Source organism: Marinifilum fragile JCM 15579 (assembly GCF_001310955.1).
Classification (GTDB): domain Bacteria; phylum Bacteroidota; class Bacteroidia; order Bacteroidales; family Marinifilaceae; genus Marinifilum; species Marinifilum fragile.
The window spans coordinates 60,883-79,262 of record NZ_BAZX01000013.1 but is presented as its reverse complement, the minus strand read 5'-3'; the positions used below and the strand labels follow the sequence as shown (position 1 = coordinate 79,262).

At 35.4% G+C, this 18,380-nt stretch carries 8 protein-coding genes and 2 pseudogenes; 1 reads left to right on the top strand and 9 read right to left on the bottom strand.

The window, feature by feature from the left end:
* Nucleotides 1-37: 37 nt before the first annotated feature.
* The 7 genes and pseudogenes from JCM15579_RS11170 to JCM15579_RS11140 all read right to left on the bottom strand — a co-directional run bounded on the left by JCM15579_RS11170 (nucleotide 38) and on the right by JCM15579_RS11140 (nucleotide 13,059).
* Nucleotides 38-1,260: pseudogene (locus tag JCM15579_RS11170) on the bottom strand (glycoside hydrolase family 125 protein).
* A 318-nt stretch (nucleotides 1,261-1,578) separates the two neighbouring features.
* Nucleotides 1,579-3,874, bottom strand: a pseudogene (locus tag JCM15579_RS11165) (GH92 family glycosyl hydrolase).
* Nucleotides 3,875-3,955: 81 nt separating this feature from the next.
* Complete coding sequence (locus tag JCM15579_RS11160) at nucleotides 3,956-6,232, bottom strand: GH92 family glycosyl hydrolase (RefSeq protein ID WP_054720047.1); 2,277 nt, start codon at nucleotides 6,230-6,232, stop codon at nucleotides 3,956-3,958.
* A gap of 217 nt (nucleotides 6,233-6,449) precedes the next feature.
* Nucleotides 6,450-8,309, bottom strand: coding sequence for a LamG domain-containing protein (locus JCM15579_RS11155; protein ID WP_054720045.1), 1,860 nt, complete (start codon nucleotides 8,307-8,309; stop codon nucleotides 6,450-6,452).
* 20 nt (nucleotides 8,310-8,329) lie between these two features.
* Nucleotides 8,330-8,629, bottom strand: coding sequence for a SusD/RagB family nutrient-binding outer membrane lipoprotein (locus tag JCM15579_RS21965; protein WP_054720042.1), 300 nt, complete (start codon nucleotides 8,627-8,629; stop codon nucleotides 8,330-8,332).
* A gap of 5 nt (nucleotides 8,630-8,634) precedes the next feature.
* On the bottom strand, nucleotides 8,635-9,888 hold the full coding sequence (locus JCM15579_RS11145) for a SusD/RagB family nutrient-binding outer membrane lipoprotein (RefSeq protein WP_083464647.1): 1,254 nt from the start codon (nucleotides 9,886-9,888) through the stop codon (nucleotides 8,635-8,637).
* An 18-nt stretch (nucleotides 9,889-9,906) separates the two neighbouring features.
* Nucleotides 9,907-13,059 carry a SusC/RagA family TonB-linked outer membrane protein gene (locus JCM15579_RS11140; RefSeq protein WP_054720036.1) on the bottom strand — a complete coding sequence of 1,051 codons (3,153 nt, stop codon included), beginning with the start codon at nucleotides 13,057-13,059 and terminating at the stop codon, nucleotides 9,907-9,909.
* A 396-nt stretch (nucleotides 13,060-13,455) separates the two neighbouring features.
* Between JCM15579_RS11140 and JCM15579_RS11135 the strand changes: the two genes are divergently transcribed.
* The gene (locus tag JCM15579_RS11135; protein ID WP_054720033.1) at nucleotides 13,456-15,984 is read left to right on the top strand and encodes a hypothetical protein; all 2,529 of its coding nucleotides are present in this window, start codon (nucleotides 13,456-13,458) and stop codon (nucleotides 15,982-15,984) included.
* 118 nt (nucleotides 15,985-16,102) lie between these two features.
* On the opposite strand, the gene JCM15579_RS11130 is transcribed toward JCM15579_RS11135, so the two are convergent.
* Both JCM15579_RS11130 and JCM15579_RS11125 read right to left on the bottom strand, forming a co-directional pair.
* Complete coding sequence (locus JCM15579_RS11130; protein ID WP_054720155.1) at nucleotides 16,103-17,200, bottom strand: ROK family protein; 1,098 nt, start codon at nucleotides 17,198-17,200, stop codon at nucleotides 16,103-16,105.
* Between the two features lie 19 nt (nucleotides 17,201-17,219).
* Nucleotides 17,220-18,377, bottom strand: a complete 1,158-nt coding sequence (locus JCM15579_RS11125; protein WP_054720030.1) for an MFS transporter — start codon at nucleotides 18,375-18,377, stop codon at nucleotides 17,220-17,222.
* Nucleotides 18,378-18,380 lie beyond the last annotated feature (3 nt).

Here is an 18,380-nt window from a genome sequence, read left to right as displayed (position 1 = left end):
AAATAGCAGCCTAATTTTATTGAAATAGGAAATCATATTACACCTGCTTTAATAAATGTGGCCTCTCATTGTAGATTTTTAATATCAACTCACCAAACAAAGTATTGGCCCATGCAAACCACGATCTTGTAAAATTCATAGGATCATCTTTGTGAAAAGTTTCATGCATAAATCCTGTATCCGCATGCGTTCTCATTAAAGTTTTCACGCAATTTATTATCTCCATGTCCTTATCGGAAGTCATAGCTCGCATAATGATACTCATTGGCCAAATCATATTTACACCAACATGAGGCCTCCAATTCCTTCGCCATATTCTCCTTTGAAAAACCAAGGATTATTGTCACTTAAAATAAACATTCTTGTATTCTGGTAAAGGGATGATTTGGCATCCAATGCACCCAGATATGGAAGAGATAGCAAACTAGGAATATTTGCATCATCCATATGCATCTGGTTTCCGAAACCGTCCACTTCAAATGCTAATGTTTCCCCTTTATTTAAATGATTCGAACTTGCATAGTTTTCAAGTGCCAATTCCACTTCCTTCGCCATCTCCAATGCCGAATCTGCTAGCTCTTTTTCTATATTCAGGTGGTTCAAAATCTCATTCAACTGTTTTAATGATACCACTGCAAAATAGTTGGAAGGAATTAAAAATGGCAGAATGGTAGCGTCGTCCGATGGTCGGAACGAAGAAACAATCAATCCAACCGGTTTGATAGGATTTCCATAACCATTGCCTGGTAATGTATCGGTTGGTTTACTCGTATTTCTTGCAAATCTGTATGGTCCTTGATTCTCTTTTCTCTGCTGCTCTTTAAAAGTTTTCACCACCAACTTCATGGCATTCACCCAATCTGAATCGAAGCATGATGTATCACCCGTTTTCTTCCAATAATGATAGGCCAGTCTGATGGCATAGCAGAGTGAATCGATTTCCCACTTTCGTTCATGCAGCTCGGGCTTCATATCCGTTAAATCACTCTCCCAATGTGAACCTTCTGCCCCTTTGTTAAACGCATTGGCATACGGATCGATATTGATACAATTGCTTTGTCGATTAATCAGTCCCTGGAACAATTTCTGGAGTTGATCATCATCATTTACTAAAGGCAAATATGGCCACACTTGAGCTGTAGAATCTCTTAACCACATTGCATGAATATCCCCAGTAATTACGAAAGAATCTGGTTTGCCATTCTCTTCAGAATAAGTTACGGTAGTATCCAAAGTATTGGGAAAGCAATTCTCAAACATCCAGGCCAGTTCCTCATTGGCAATGGCTTTTTTCACTTCCCTTATCTTGTTATCTACAGCTTTACTCACAAAATTTCTTTTGTTCGCTTCAGGCCTATTCGATATGTATTTTAAATCCTTACTAATGGCAAATCCTTTTGTGCCTACCAGGCTTAAACCTCCTGTAAATAGTAGTGAGTTTCTTAAAAAGGTTCTTCTTTTCATTTGGGTTGAGTTATGTTGGCTATAATAGTTCTAAATGTTCAAAAAAAAGCTCAAAGAATAATCAATGAGCTTTTTAAACTAACTATATCAGAATACTATTCTAATACTACATTCTTATTTAGTACTCATTGAGTATGGATAACTTTCTTGAAGTACTCCTCGCTCTTTATTAGGTTGAGCAGACATATCAAATCTAAGCTCTCCTCCTTTTTGAATGTCTGAGTGCTTGATATAGTTCAAATTGTGCTGTTTTCCATTTAAACTAATATCATTAATAAATACATTTTCTTTTGAATTGTTTGAACTCGAAATAGTAAAGGTATTTCCATTCTCCAATGTCAAGGTCACTTTATCAAATAGTGGCGATCCAAAAACATATTCGTCAGTTCCCGGACATACCGGATAGAATCCCATGGAACTAAACACGTACCATGCAGAAGTTTGTCCATTATCTTCATCACCGCAATAACCGTCAGCTTGAGGAGTATACAATTTGTCCATCACTTCACGAACTCTTGCCTGGGATTTCCATGGTTGCCCCACAAAATTATACAAGTAAATCATATGCTGAATAGGTTGATTCCCATGAGCATAGTTTCCCATATTTACAATTTGCATTTCACGAATTTCGTGGATGGTAAATCCATAATAGGAATCATCAAATTTTGGAGGCATTTCAAATACTCCGTCCAAAGTAGAAATAAACTGTTCTTTTCCACCCATCAAATTAACCAAACCATTAATATCCTGGAAAACAGACCATGTATAATGCAAGCTGTTTCCTTCGGTAAATGCATCACCCCATTTTAAAGGATTAAACGGTGTCTGGAAGGTGCCATCTTCATTTTTACCTCGCATTAGTCCAGATTCCTTGTCAAATACATTCTTAAAATTCTGAGCTCTTTGGGCAAAAAGATCGATTTCTTCCTGCGGACGACCTAGTTCCTGTGCCAATTTCCAAACACAAAAATCAGCATAAGCATATTCTAATGTTCTTGCAGTATTTTCATGAATACCAATATTATAAGGCACATATCCCAATTTATTATAGTATTCTGCACCATATCTACCCACTGAGGTAATCTCTTTGTTATATCCGTTTGTATTCTTGACAATTGCCTCATACAAAGTCTCAATATCATAACCACGAATCCCTTTTAAATAAGCATCCGAAATAAGGGATGCGGAATTGGACCCAATCATACAACCTCGGTGTCCAGGACTTGCCCATTCTGGTAACCATCCACTCTCTTTGTAAGTATTAACCAATCCTTCCATAATTTGAGCGTTCAGGTCTGGATACATTACTGTAAAAAATGGAAATACTGCCCGGAATGTATCCCAAGCCATTATCTGTAAACATATAGCCAGGCAGTATTTCACCATTATAAGGACTGTAATGAACTATTTCATTTTTTTCGTTGTACTCATAAAATTTTCTTGGGAATAATAACACTCTATAAAGACAGGAATAGAATGTTTTCAATTGGTCATCTGTTCCTCCTTCTACTTTAATCCTAGCAAATTCCTTTTCCCAAGCATGTTTTGCTTCTTCTTTAACCTGATTAAAGTTTTTATTCCCAATTTCTCTCGATAAATTCAATTGAGCTTGCTCTTTACTAATGAACGAAGATGCCACTTTTACGTGGACCTCTTCACCCTTTTTAGTTTTAAATCCAATAACCGCACCAACATGATCGCCAGAAGCAGCTTTTGATCCTGATTTTAATTTGTCGCCATTCCAGGTATGAACAATTTCAAAATCCTTATCGAATTCAGCGACAAAATAGTTATGAAAATTATCTGGCACACCGCCACTATTGTTACGACAATATCCTACAATCTTTCTTTCTTCAGGAATAATTTTCACCTCCGAACCTTCATTGTATGCATCTAGCAAAATGTATGAGTTCTCATTTTCTGGAAATGTAAATCGAAAGATAGCAGCGCGTTCCGTTGGGCTTACTTCAGCTTTTACATCATAGTCGGCCAAATAAACTTCGTAAGCATATGGTTTAGCATCCTCAGCTTTATGCGAAAACCAAGAAGCACGCTCATCTTCCTTAAACTTTAAATCTCCTGTAACAGCCATGAATGAAAAAGCTGCATAATCATTAATCCATGGACTAGGTTGATGTGTCTGTTTAATACCTCTAATTTTCTTTGCATCGTAAGCATAAGTCCAACCATCACCCATTTTACCGGTTTGCGGTGTCCAAAAATTCATTCCCCAGGGTACTGCAATGGCAGGATAAGTATTTCCGTTGGAAAGTGCATGTTCAGAATCTGTTCCCATTAACGGATTCACCATGTCTACACTGGAAATTTTATTGGATTTTATCGCCTCTTTTTCACCCACACACGATGCCAAAAATGCTATCAGAATTAATAGAATATTTGCTCTCTTCATTTTTATCTTTTAGTAGTTAAATCAACAAGTGATACAACTGTTTTCTTCAATTAAAATCAATTCAATAATTTTCTTGATTCCTTAGTATACAACTGATTTCGGTCTATCCTTCATTTTAGAACCAAATTCTTTATTTGGTTTTGGCCCCATTTCAAACACCAACTCACCACCATTCATGATGTCTTTATGAGTAATGAATGACTTGGTATAATCCTGGCCATTTAATTTCACCGACTGGATATACATATTCTCCTTACTATTGTTATTGGCAAGAATGGTAAATGATTTGTCTGCACTTAGATTAATGCTTACTTTATCAAATAAAGGTCTACCGAATACATAAGCACCATTAGAAGGATTTACTGGATAAAAACCCATCGACGACATTACGTACCAAGCTGACATTTGACCACAGTCTTCATTACCACATAATCCATCAGGCTTATCGGTATACAATTCGTTAAGGATATAATCTACTTTATCAGCAGTTTTATACTGTTCTCCTGCAAATGCATACAAATAGGTTATGTGATGGCTTGGTTCATTCCCGTGAGCATATTGTCCAATTAATCCAGTAATATCCGCAGAAGCTCCTTCTTCCAAGTCTGAAGAAATAGAGAATAAGCTGTCTAGTTTTGTTAGAAATGGTTTATCCCCACCAAACAATTGAATTAGTCCTTCCGGATCTTGAGGAACTAACCAAAGGTATTGCCATGCATTTCCTTCACAGTAATCATTTACTCTGTGCTGAGCTGATACAGGATCGAATGGAGTTCTCCAGCTACCATCTTTCATTCTACCTTTCATGAATTTGTCATTTGGATCGAAATATTTTTGGTAAGCTTTAGCTCGTTCTGTAAAATACTTAGCATCTTCATGCTTACCTAATTTTTTCGCCAACTGGGCAATTCCCCAATCGCTAATCGCATATTCCATGGCTCTTGCAACAGATTCGTGCATCATATCGCAAGGAATGTATCCATACTTCTGTAATTCTTTAACTCCTGGTTCAAAATCACCCATTGCTGTAGTTTTTACAGCTTCATATGCCAAATTGATATCAAAACCAGTAAAACCTTTAAGGCAAGCATCCACAACCACAGGCACTGCACTATATCCAACCATTGTATTGGTTTCGTTTCCTCTCAAATGCCAAATTGGGAGCTTACCCTGATGCTTGTAAATTTCAAGCATAGAATTGATCATATCGGGTACCCTTTCCTGTTGTGTAATTGTATACAATGGATGAGCAGTTCTATAAGTATCCCATAATGAGAATAAAGTGTAATTGGTACTGTTGGTATTGTTGTAAACCTTTTTATCGGTTCCTCTGTAATCACCATTCACATCATCGAAAATGTTAGGAGCAATTAGTGTATGATACATAGCAGTATAGAATACTCTTTTATCCTTCTCACTTTGAGTCTCAATATGAATTTTTTCAAGTTCTTTGTTCCATTTGGCTTTGTTCGCGGCAAGAATCTCATTGAAATTCCAATTTGGCATTTCTGTTTTGATATTTAGCAAAGCATTTTCCATACTAACTGGAGACATTCCAAACTTCACCTGAAGTTTCTCAAAAGACTCTGTGGAAAAATTAAGAAAGGCTTTGATAGCTTTCCCTTTTCCTGCATCTCCCTTTAATTTTTCATCTGCATCATAAACCACGATATCTTTTATTGGCTTTGACAAAACCATTGCAAAATACTCACGTTGATCTGCAGCCCAACCTTTTGAAAAGCGATAGCCTGCCACAATTGTATCATTTACCTTATGAAAGAAAGTTTCTGTTGCCTGATCTCCATTACCTTCTTTTAAATCAATAATCAATCTGGATTGTTCTGATTTTGGATAGGTAATTTGATGCATGGCAACCCTTTCGGTAGTTGTCATTTCAACACCTACATTATAGGTATCCAAAAACACTTTATAATAACCAGCTTCGGCTTTTTCAGTATCATGACTGTAATAGGAAGCATAACCTTCTTCTGGATTTTCTTGAGAACCTGGATTTATTTTCAATTCACCAACAGCTGGCATAATTAAAAACTCACCCAAATCGGTACAACCTGTTCCGCTCAAATGCAGATGTGAAAATCCCTTAATAATACTATCTGAATAGTGATAAGATGAACACCAATCCCATCCTTTATGAAAATTGCTAGGTCCAGCCTGAATTGCCCCAAAAGGTACACTGGCTCCAACAAACACATGACCATGTCCACCTGATCCAATATATGGGTCGACATATTGAGTTAAACTATCATCATTTGTCTTACCATCAGTTAGCTGGCAGGATGCGAATGCACCCAACAACAATGACAATCCTAGTGTTTTGATTGATTTAAATTTTTGCATTTGGTTTTACTATAAAGTTCTGTAATAAGGTTGATATATAATAAGCTTATCGCTCTAATATTTGTCTAATTTAATACACCTTTTGATAAAAGGCTACAAAACAATCCTTCTTTTTATATTAGGTAGAAGCAAACCTATCATTCTGATTTTTACCCCTAGGCTATATTGATAATGGGAGCTACCGGAAGGCAGCTCCCAAATAAATTGTAAGTAATTATTATTCAACAACATTCCATGAGATTCCTCTCATATGTGCTTTGTAATTTCCAGTTTCATCAGTAAACTTCACGCCTTTAACTCTATTAAGTGGTAAGTAAACATTCAAACCTGTTTCAGTACCAGTAATTTCTGAATCAAGATCAGCTGCATCGCGAGCAACATCCCATAAACGGAAGTCTTTGATGTAGCCATCCATTTTACCCCAGCCATTACCTAGCCACATTTCACCCCATCCAGATACATTAGGAGCACCTATGTCTTCAAATACGGCTTTTTCAACACCATCAACAAAGATTTTGGTAGTACGAGCAGTATCATCATGAACAAGAGCAACATGTTGCCACTCTCCTGTTTTCATAACCAAAGGATCTGTCTTAGGACCTTGCCATCCGTTTCCAGCATTTGTGAAATTCCACAAACCACCTGATTTAAGGACATTCTCTTCAGTCAATTCATCATATCCATATACCCAAACTCCATATTCTCCATTGTTGAAGAATTCACCTGTTCCATAACCAAACAATGATTTTACTTTAACATTAAACTCAACAGTATAATCACCTTGTGGGGTATAATTTGGTGTAATTCTTAATCCAATAGCAGAAGGTACGTCTCTATCAACTAGAATACCATCAGTATCAGCTACCAACATAGAATTTATCAGTTTAATTGCACTTTGTAAACCTTCAGCCTTTTCATCCAATGCAGTTTGACGACCTTCTTTAGCAAGCGCTTCATTAGCATCTGCAATTAACTCATCAATGTAAGCAATAGTTCCAACAGGATAATCACCATCCTGATCACCTTCTACCACTTCAGCTTTAAATTCTGTAATTTCAACAATGGCAGCTTCAAGTTTTGTTTTGTCTAAAACAATCACTGGTGGTTCCGCAACCCATTCTATTTTTCCCTGAAATTTTGCAGTATAATTACCAGTAACATCTTTAAATTCAGAACCTAAATCAGCGCTTAATGGTAAAAACATTTCAAGATTAGCCTCGGTTCCAGTTAAAGTAGCTGTTTTATTATCAGCAATTTCTGAATCAGTACGAGCACCTTTCCAAACTCTAACATCTTTAACTACAGCATTCACAACACGGTCTGTCCAGGTTGGTCCATTACCAATAACAAAGCTCTTGTCAGCACCTGGCAAATAAGTTTGTGTTTGTGACAACACTTCAACCCCATTTACATATAGTTTTTGACTTGTAATTTCGTTAACAAATGCAATTTGCATCCATTCACCTGATTTCATTACACCAGGATCAGTCTTAACATCTCTCCAACCATCAGCTGTACCTACGTTAAGATGAATAACTCCGTCATTAAAGTATCTGATTACAAAACCACTATCAGGACCATCTTGCTCAGTTGCGAAAATATTATTTGAATAACCTTTTTGGTTCAAGTCAACAACATAAATCTGAGTTTCAATGGTAAAACTTTCCTTAAATATCGGTTTGATATTATCCGAAATTTGTATCCAGGTTTCATTTTCTTGCTGAATCCATGGCATTGCAACAGCAACAATATTTGCTTTAAATATATCGATGTAGCGCTGTAATTTCACAGCTGCATCAGAAATATCCTCCTGATTTTCTGCATTTTCTATTTTCCAGCGCACCCAGTCAATTACAGATTGTAACTCAGCTTTTGAACCTGGTTTTTGATCACCTGCATTAATTCCTTCCTCTGTAGTCTCGATTAGAGTTTCAGCTTCGGTAATTAATGTCTCTATAGAAGCAGTATTGAAGTTGCCTCCTTTATTATCGTCATCATCACAAGCTGTGAAGGTAAATACCATCAAAAAGGCAGCTAGGAAAGACCACGATTTTATATTTAATTTTATTGCTTTCATATTTTTAAACAGACTTAGATTTAAAAATTACTACTCATTAAACCACTTGTTTTAGTTTTAGTGTCAGCAGTATCCCACCAAACTTTGATATCCATTCTATCTGTTTCTGGAGTATTTTGAGTAGCTGGCATATTCTCACTGTTTTGCAAGTGCTCATTAATTGGATATCTAACACGCTTCACCCAAGTTCCAGGTGCCACGGTTGCACTACCACTTACACCATCCTTTGGAAGAGTAATATCAGGATAATCCGTTCTACGAAAATCGGCCCAACCTTCAACACCATTTGGGAAATTTGCTACCCATTTTTGTGTAATCAATTGCTTTAATGAGGCTTCATTTGCACCTGATAGGCTGGTAAACCAGCTATATAATCAGCTGCTGCAGTTGGATCAACCCCTACATAATCCATTGAAGCCTGAACTCCTTCTAGGTACAATGCATTTGCATCACCTGCAATCCAGCCTCTCATTGCAGCTTCAGCTTGCAAGAAAAGTACTTCAGAATAGAACATTACAGGACAATACATTTTATCATCAGTACCATTTCCAACGAAGTCAATATATCCACCTTCCAGGTTAATTGTCGCAAAGTTTTCGTCTGCATCTGAAGGAACAAGGTTATAACCATTCTCGATTCCGTAATAACGGTCAAATCCTGCATCCTCTTTGCTTGTTGGTTTTCCTTCTACCTGGTAAGCAAACCATCTTGGGGTACGAGGATCCTCTCCTGCAGTTGATTGATTGTAAAGATTATCAGACATGGTTTTTGACATGCGAATGTTATTCCAATTCCAAGCCATTTGATGCAAATAGTCGTACCATCCTTGGCTCCACATTCCAACTCTTGCAACATCATCATTGCTTGCTAAAAGACCACCTGGACCAGAAACAGCAGCTTGAGCTTCAGATTGCGCTTTTGTTGGATCAACATTTGAAATACGCATTGCTAATCTTAAACGCAATGAATTACCAAACTTTTGCCATTGCATTGCATCACCATCATAAATTAGGTCATACCCATCATTATATGTGTATTGATCTGCATTACCAGTAATTGCATTAATTGCTGTATTCAATCTTGCAAATAGATCGTAGTAAATATCCTTTTGATTATTATAAGGAACAGCCTCGCCGCTACTTGCATCAAAATAAGGAACATCACCGTATGTATCAGTAATTCTAGACCACCAATAACACATCCAAATTTCTTTGATTGCAATCGCATCAACGTATGAAGGGTCTTCTCCAAATAAATCTTGAATTGAATTCGCTCTACGTAAATCTTTTGTATAGTGCTCACTCCATTGGTTTCCAATCCAACCATCTACATACTCATAGCGTGGTGAACCAAAACCACTAACTGTATTCGCCCAATACTGTGAATACAAATCAGGATATAAGTTTACATTACGCTGGTAGTTATCAAAAACAGCCTGAACTAAAGGACTAAAGAAGAACTTCGGTTCAACTGAAGTTGTCGCATCCGAAGGGACATTTAAGTCATCAAAATCATCAGAACAACTACTGCCCAACATGATTAGCCCTAATGCGAATAATATTATATTAATTTTTTTCATAACAAATTTCTTTATCAATTAAAATCCAACATTAATCGAGAACCCATATGTTCTGGTTGAAGGAACTGGAGAAAAATCATATGCTTGTGCTTGGTAAAGAGTACTAAAAGCACTTGCATCAGGAGCTGTACCTGGAGTATCTTTATAGAAATAGAAAAGATTTCTACCTACTAATGCAACTCTTGCTGATTTTACAGGATTGTGAGGGATTTTACTCAAAATCGATTTTGGAATATTATATCCGATTGCCAATTCTTTTAGCTTCATATGCGAGGCGTCGTACATAAATTCTTCATCTACCTTTGACAATTGTCTCCAGTATTCCTCTGCTGATATAATAACATTATTAGGGCCGCCATCAACTGAAACTCCATCAGCGAAGAAAGCCATACGGTTATTTGCAAGTGTTCGTTTAGCAGTACCAGCACTTACAGCTCCTTGTTCTGAAGATGAAAGAATGTCTCCACCTTGCTGAATCGAAACTAAAGCAGATAAATAAAGACCTTTATAATCAACATTTAAATTAATAGACCCTGTCCAGTCAGGCTGAAGGTTACCAATAATCTCATCCTCCTGTGCAAGAGTCATCAAACCATTGTTATCGATAATAATTTCACCATTTTCATCGCGATCATAAACACTACCAACAATCTGACCAAGCTTTTGACCTGGATAGGCGTATACTGACATATCAAAAGGATATCTTGGAACATCTTTGGTTAATTCCTCCATTATCCCTTCATTTTTAGCAAAATTAAAGTTCAAGCCAACGGTTAAATCATTTGTTTTAACAGGTACGGTTGTCAACATTAACTCAACCCCTTTGTTCACAATTAAACCAGCATTAGAAAGAATATTCTTAAATCCTGAACTTTGTACCGCTGGTACAAGAAGAATTTGGTTTTTAGTTCTTTCATTGTAGTATGTAAAATCTACTCCTACACGATTATTCAAGAATCTTAAATCAGCACCAATTTCATATGAAGTTGATAATTCTGGCTTTAAGTTATTTTGTACACCATTCTCTGGTACATTACCTGTTGATTGACCATAGTTCCAGTTACCAATAGAATAGGTTTGTGCAGTTAACAAAGGATCAGTAGCCTTACCTACTTTTGCCCATGAACCTCTAATCTTAGCAAATGACACCCATTCTGGCATATCAATCATATCAGATACCAAACCACTTAAACTAACCGATGGATAGAAGTAAGAATTATCAAATTCTGAGGTTGAAGAAGTAAGTGTTGAAGACCAGTCATTACGAGCTGTAAAATCAAGGAATATCATATTTTTGTATGCCACTTGACCAAAACCATATAAAGATCTCACCTCTTCCTCTACAATACTTTCCGAAGCATTAATGTTTGATCCAGCTCCTAAAAAGAAATCATTCTCAGAAGATAAATGTCCAGAAGTAGCTTTTAACTCTCTGAATCTGTTTTTCATACTATTAGCTCCAACATTTAAACCAATAGTAAAATCTTCGTTAAGTTCTTTATTGTAAGACAATAAAAACTCATAATTTTCTTCTTTAAAATTCGATTGAGATGGGTTATAATTTGGTCTACTAGAATCTACATTATCAGCAAACATATACCCTTCAACCGCTTCAAATTGATAGAAATCCATACCATATTTGAATTTGGCTTTTAAATCTGAAGTCAATTTTAAGTTAGCAGCAACATACCCAAAGGTTCTGTTCTTCTCATCATTGTTTGTTGTTTGAGCTTGCAAAAAGTATGGGTTTCTATAGTTTGCATTTGCAGTAGTATATAATTTTTCAACGTGATTACCACCAAGAATTTCATAACCTGGAGCCAAATCCTGGTTGCGAATATTCATTGGCATGGTGTTGAAATAAGACACATAACTATAATTTCCAATTTCTGGTCTCTCCTTACCTTTTGTATTGAAGAAAGATACTTTTGTATCAATATTTAACCAAGTATTAATATCGTAATCGGCTCTTAAATCAAATGTTAACTTTTCAACTTTATGATCTTCATAAATGCCATTCATGATATCTTTACCAATAGACACGCGATACGAACCTTCATCATTACCTCCTGTAAAGGCTAAGCTATGTTTTTGGTTTGTTCCTGTTCTGGTAAAATCTTTCAAGCGATCTTTTTGAACTTCGTAAGGAATTGTTTCCCCTGTCCAAGATTCTAACATTTGACCTGTCATTTCTGGTCCCCAAGAAGCCGTTGAATTCTTATCATATACTCCATTATTACCTTGACCATATTTTTCTTGTAAATCAAGCATATATGCAGCTTCAGAAATAGTATAGCTTCCTGAATAAGAAATACCTAATCCTTTACCTCTGGTACCTTTTTTAGTAGTAACCAATACAACTCCATTACCACCACGTTCTCCATAAAGCGCAGCAGCATTAGGACCTTTCAAGATAGAAACCGATTCAATATCTTCCGGATTCAAATCGAATGCACCACCAGCACGAGAAGTACCTCCCCAGACACTACCATCGCGGCTGTTACCATTATCAAATGGCACTCCATCAACAACCCAAAGAGGTTCATCGTTTCCAATCAACGAACTGGCCCCACGAATATCGATACGAGAAGTACCACCAACGCCTCCTCCAGATTGACTAATTTGAACACCAGCAACTTTTCCTTGTAATGAAGTAACAAGGTCAGCATTACCTGTTTGAGTTAAATCATCAGCCTTTACATCCTGTACTGCATAACCAAGAGCTTTCTTTTCTCTTTTAATACCTAAAGCAGTTACTACAACTTCGTCAACCTGCAAAGCATCAGCTGCCATAACAACGTCAATTACAGATTGAGAACCTACTGTAATTTCCTGTGTTGTCATTCCAACAAAACTAAATACCAATACACTTGATTCATCGACAGCAATTTGAAATTTACCATCAACATCAGTTACAGTTCCAACTGTTGTACCTTTTACAACAACAGACACACCAGGCAGTGACATTCCAGACTCTTCAACAACTGTACCTGTCACAGTTTTCTGCACAGCTACGGTTGAATTGTCTTCAAATAAACTGTTAACGTTTGCATTTGCGGCAAAAGGCGAACCTAAAACTGCAACTAGCAAAGCTAAACTGCTAATCTTCCTTCCAAAGCTTAATGGGTTAGTTAAGATGGAATGAAGATTACTTAAATAGCATTTCTTCATAGTTAGTAAATATTAATTATACAATGAAAACAAAATCATGTGATTTTTTCTGGAGCCAATATTAGCGCAAACGTATTAATTCACGATTAATATTGAATTAATCACTAAATCAAATACATTAACCACCGCACTACAAGTTAGTTTTCAGCAGATTAGATTCATTAATTCCGATTTGTTTTTTGAAAATCTGAAGAATTGAATTGCTTTTATAATTATTTAAACTGGAGGATGAACATTGGATGTGAATTTAAGAGGCAGGAATTCCTTAAACAACCATATAAATTGCGCCTTCTACAAGTTTTTTATAGCATCTTTCTTTATTCTGTAATAAGATTTGAATATCTTTGATTTTCACAAAGGATATTTAATTATTAACCAACTCTCTCTTTTTTAATCATGCGATTAATTAATTTCTTAATTCTTCTGTTAGTATTTATTCCAGATTTGTTCGCAGATCATGGAGTTTATTTTAAATCTAATGAAGTAAGCAAAGAAAATAGAACTGGCATTGATATTACACACAATGGCAATATTTCCTATACCAATAACTTTACCATTCATTTTAATTTATCCTTTCGGGAATCTGAAACTCATTATGGTGAAATACTTTCTCTTAAGGAAACTCATAATAAAAATCTAATTCAGGTTACTTATCGAATGCCAGACTTATTTGTGATATACAATAAGCGAGAAACCAAATTTCATATAGACCTGAAGGAAGAAGAAATACAGAATAACAGATGGGTTGATTTTGAGCTAAATATAGATGCGATTAATAATAAAATTAATTTGCAATTTGCTGACAAAAAACTGCAATCAGATCTTAATTTTCCTCAGAATTCTGATTTTGCATTATCATTGGGTGTCATCAATAAATACGGATTCTTTATTGATGAAGTACCTTCTATTTCGATAAAAGATTTAAGCATTAGAATAGATGGTGCACCTAAACATCTATGGCCATTCAAGAAAACAGATAATTTCTTGGTTAAAGACATTCTTTCCAGTAAAACTGCTAAAGTTTACAATCCTGATTGGGTAATTGATTATCACAACAAGTGGAAAAAAATACAAAGTTTGAATTTTTCTTCATTGCCTTCGTTGTTGTACGACAAGAAAAATGAACAAATCAATTTCATTTTCATGAATGGAACAATACAGAACTTTGATCCATTAAGCAAAAGTCTAACAAAAGTAAATGAAAAGGTTAATGGGTTTCCTTGTTTTGAAAAAGCTCAGCAAATTATTTATAACAATAGTGGAGATATAACAACATACAGTTTCAACCATAACTTGATTTCCACTTATGATTCGGTTAATAACTCGTGGAACAACAATATTGAGTCTACAGAGCATGACACTCCAAAACTGTGGCATCACAACAAATTGTTACATCCCCAAACTAAAAACATTACAACTATTTGTGGATATGGGTATTATTCTTACTTCAATGATATCCTATCATTTAATCCTGAAACTAACAATTGGGATAAATTAAAGTTTGCTGGAGATACAATTAAACCAAGGTATCTTGCTTCGTTAGGACAGTCTGGAAAAAACCCAAACTGTTACTACCTTTTTGGCGGTCTGGGAAATTCTATGGGCAAGCAAATCTTAGGAAAGGAATTTTATTACGATTTGCATAAAATCGATTTTAAAAATCAAGAGATAACATATTTATGGGACTACAAATGTGACGAACAATTTCAGTATCTGCCAATTAACAGCCTGAAGGTTACTGAAACAGATAGTAGTTTCTACACTTTAATGTTTCCATCAACAAAACAAAATACCTATTTAAGGGCTATTAAAGGTTTTATCAACGAGCCAGGCATTGCATTTATTGGAGATAGTATCCCATATAATTTTCTTGATATTGAATCTTTTGCGGATCTATACTACTGGAATAGTGAGAATAAACTTATTGCCGTTACCTCTCACCGAAAAAAAGATATGACCTATGAAGTTAATATCTATACAATAAGTTACGAACCTGGAAATAAAGACAATTTTGATATTAACGGAGTAGGCTTGCCTCTTTCGGTTAAGATTTTTTACTCAATTCTTGTTATTTGTATCATTCTTCTTGGATTATTTATTATCAGGAAAGTTAGAATGGATCGTAAAAAGAATGAATTCAAAACAAATTATACTTCTACCGAAATATTTGAAGACCCAATATCTGATTATCAAGCACCCAAACACAATGCCATTATTTTATTCGGAGGCTTTCAGGTTTTTGATAATAGAGGGAAAGATATTACTTATAGATTTAGTCCAACTCTGAAAGAACTATTTCTGTTGATCCTTTTAAATACAATTAATGAAGGGAAAGGAATATCTTCCAAAAGAATACAGGAATATTTATGGCCTGACAAATCAGAAAGTAATGCAAAAAATAACAGAGGTGTTAATATCAAAAAGCTGAGAAGTATTCTTGAAGATTTACCAGGTACAGAAGTTGTTTTTGATAATAATTATTGGAAAATAATTCTTCCTGAAAATATATTCTGCGATTTAGAATATGTGCGAAATACTATAAAATTAATAAGAGAACAAGGTAATATTGAAAATTTAGCCGAAATCATTATCATCCTTCAGCGAGGTTCAATGCTACAAGATATCTTCCCTGAGTGGTTAGATTCATTCAAGGACTTTAATACAGGATTAATAGTTAGCACTTTGGAAGAAATTCTTAAAGATGAAAATCTTGACAAAAAAATTAGTCTCGCTATATCCAACGTAATATTCGTATTTGATCAAATGAATGAAACTGCCCTAAAAACAAAGTGTCATTTGTTGGCATCGCAAGGAAAACACAGTTTGGCAATAGAAACATTTGAGCACTATAGGAAACTATATCTGAAATTCTACAACGAGGAATACCAATTTACATTTAAGGATATTGTATCGAAAGAAAATTAATCAAATAAAAAGCCTGACACATTACGAGTCAGGCTTTTTTAATCTAATCTTTAACACTATTGTATGAGAAATCCGGAAAGAGTTTTCTAAATTTCTCAATCCGGATATCACACTACTACTACAAATTTTTCAATGCAAATGCATAAGCCCCAATACCAATGGCTTTGCTTGCTCCTAGTTTACTAGAGCATACAGCCAAACGTGGATTTGGATCGTATTTTATCGTTTTATCAGTACCAGGAATTTTTATTTCTGTTGAATGATCTGCTGCAAACTCAGCGAATTCATTTTCATTATCAATATTATAAACTTTTTGAACCAGTCTTGGTAAAGCATCTCCGCTTGAAGTATAACATTTGCCATTCATTTCTTCCAATGCAGCTGGCATGTATAAATCATGAGCACCTGTCAGGCCTCCCCCAATAACAGCTATTCCATCTGTAATTGTCAATAAATTAGCTAAGCTATCACCCAAACATTTTCCAAAAATTTTAAATGATTCCAATGCTGCATCACTATCAGGATTGCTCTGATCCATTGCCACATCGTAAACATCTTTTGGCATTAAATCTATAGGATATTCGCTTTTTGCATTAGATAGAAACTCTCTTTGTATAGCTCTTGTGCTTATTCCCTCTTCAGCAAAACGTTCTGGGTAAATACGACTACTTGTTAACCAAACCTCAGTAGCAATTGAGTTATCCCCAATTAGCAATTCATCATTGTGGACCAAACCACCACCAAATCCAGTTCCTAAAGTAACTCCTATAAGATTTTTATATCGTTTTGGACTTCCAGCCTTTACCAACTTGCTATTAATTTCAGGTAAGACACCACCTAATGCTTCACCATATGCAAATAAGTCACCATCATTATTAATAAATACAGGAATGTCAAATTTTTCCTGTAGCATTGCCCCTAATGCAACACCTCCCCTAAATGCAGGTAAATTAGGTAAATCTCCAATAATCCCATTTTTATAATCCGCAGGTCCAGGAAAAGCAAAACTAATTGCAACTGGTTTCTCATTCAATTTATTGGACACTTCTTGAAACCCGTCAACAATATTTTGCAAACACAAATCTAAATTGTCTGCATTAGATGGTTTTCTTATGGGCTCAACTACTTCTTCCCCACTTTTCATCGCCGAAAAAACAAAATTCGTTCCTCCAGCATCAAGAGTCATTACAACTCTCTCATCTCTCCAAATGTTCATTCTATTCTTCTTTAAGAATTTATTTTTTATCTGATTTTGCAAAAAGATTACCCAAATACAAGAAGTAAAGTAAGCATACCAACAGTACAATTACACCACCTATTTGACTTCCAACTGCATCGGAAACAACACCTAAAAATAAAGCAATTGCTCCACCGGAAACACCCATGATCATTAAACCAGAAACCTCGTTTGCTCTTTCAGGTTGTCTCTTAAGAGCATAAGAGAAAATAATTGAGAACAGGTTAGCACAAGCAAATCCAACAATAAAAATAAATACCGAAAGCAATACAAGATTACTAACCACCAACATTCCAACAAATCCAAGAATACCAAGAATCACACTGTAAATGAAAATTTTACCCGGTGCGTATTTCGCCAGAATAATAGCTCCTAAGAAAGTACCCACAGTACGTGCAACAAAATAAAGACTAATTCCTAAAGCAGCTTGATCCAAAGGAATACTACATCTTTCCATTAAATATTTTGGAATGGTTACATTTAAACCAACATCAATACCAACCACCAAAAGAATACCAATAAAAAAGGCAAGAATGTACTTGTCTTTTAACAAACTAAAACATCCAATTACAGACACATTCTTCTCTTCCTGTTCTTCCTTATCGATTGAGGTCATCCACAACCATAAAGTTGAAATCAAAGTGATCCCTGCATAAAGTGGAAAAATCAATTTCCAATTACCAAGACTTCCTGCCGCAAACCCAGCAATAATAGGTCCTAAAAAAGCAGCAATTGCTTTTACAAACTGACCTAAAGTTAAACTACTTGCCAATTTTTCTCCTGACACCACATTGGTTAACAAAGGATTCAATGCAACTTGGATAATGGTATTCCCAATACCTAAAAATGCAAAAGCAACCAGTATAACTGTAAAGTTGTACGAAATCAATGGTACAAGCATTGCAAGAAAAGTAATTGCCATACTTAATAAAACCGTATTTTTTCTACCAATTTTATTCATAAGTAGCCCCGTTGGTACAGAAAATACCAGGAACCATGCAAATACCATAACCGGCAAAATATTCGCCAATGTGTCGCTTAACTGAAAATCTGATTTTACGTAATTCGTTGCAATACCAACAACATCTACAAATCCCATAATAAAAAACCCAAACATCACAGGAAGGATTTTCGCAATTGAAGACTTTTCTTTCATAAA

Bases quoted from the DNA above. Each gene is read 5' to 3' on its own strand.
- JCM15579_RS11145 (WP_083464647.1), bottom strand. From the start codon at position 9,888: ATGAAAAAAATTAATATAATATTATTCGCATTAGGGCTAATCATGTTG.
- JCM15579_RS11135 (WP_054720033.1), top strand. From the start codon at position 13,456: ATGCGATTAATTAATTTCTTAATTCTTCTGTTAGTATTTATTCCAGAT.
- JCM15579_RS11140 (WP_054720036.1), bottom strand. From the start codon at position 13,059: ATGAAGAAATGCTATTTAAGTAATCTTCATTCCATCTTAACTAACCCA.
- JCM15579_RS11155 (WP_054720045.1), bottom strand. From the start codon at position 8,309: ATGAAAGCAATAAAATTAAATATAAAATCGTGGTCTTTCCTAGCTGCC.
- JCM15579_RS11130 (WP_054720155.1), bottom strand. From the start codon at position 17,200: ATGAACATTTGGAGAGATGAGAGAGTTGTAATGACTCTTGATGCTGGA.
- JCM15579_RS11125 (WP_054720030.1), bottom strand. From the start codon at position 18,377: ATGAAAGAAAAGTCTTCAATTGCGAAAATCCTTCCTGTGATGTTTGGG.
- JCM15579_RS11160 (WP_054720047.1), bottom strand. From the start codon at position 6,232: ATGCAAAAATTTAAATCAATCAAAACACTAGGATTGTCATTGTTGTTG.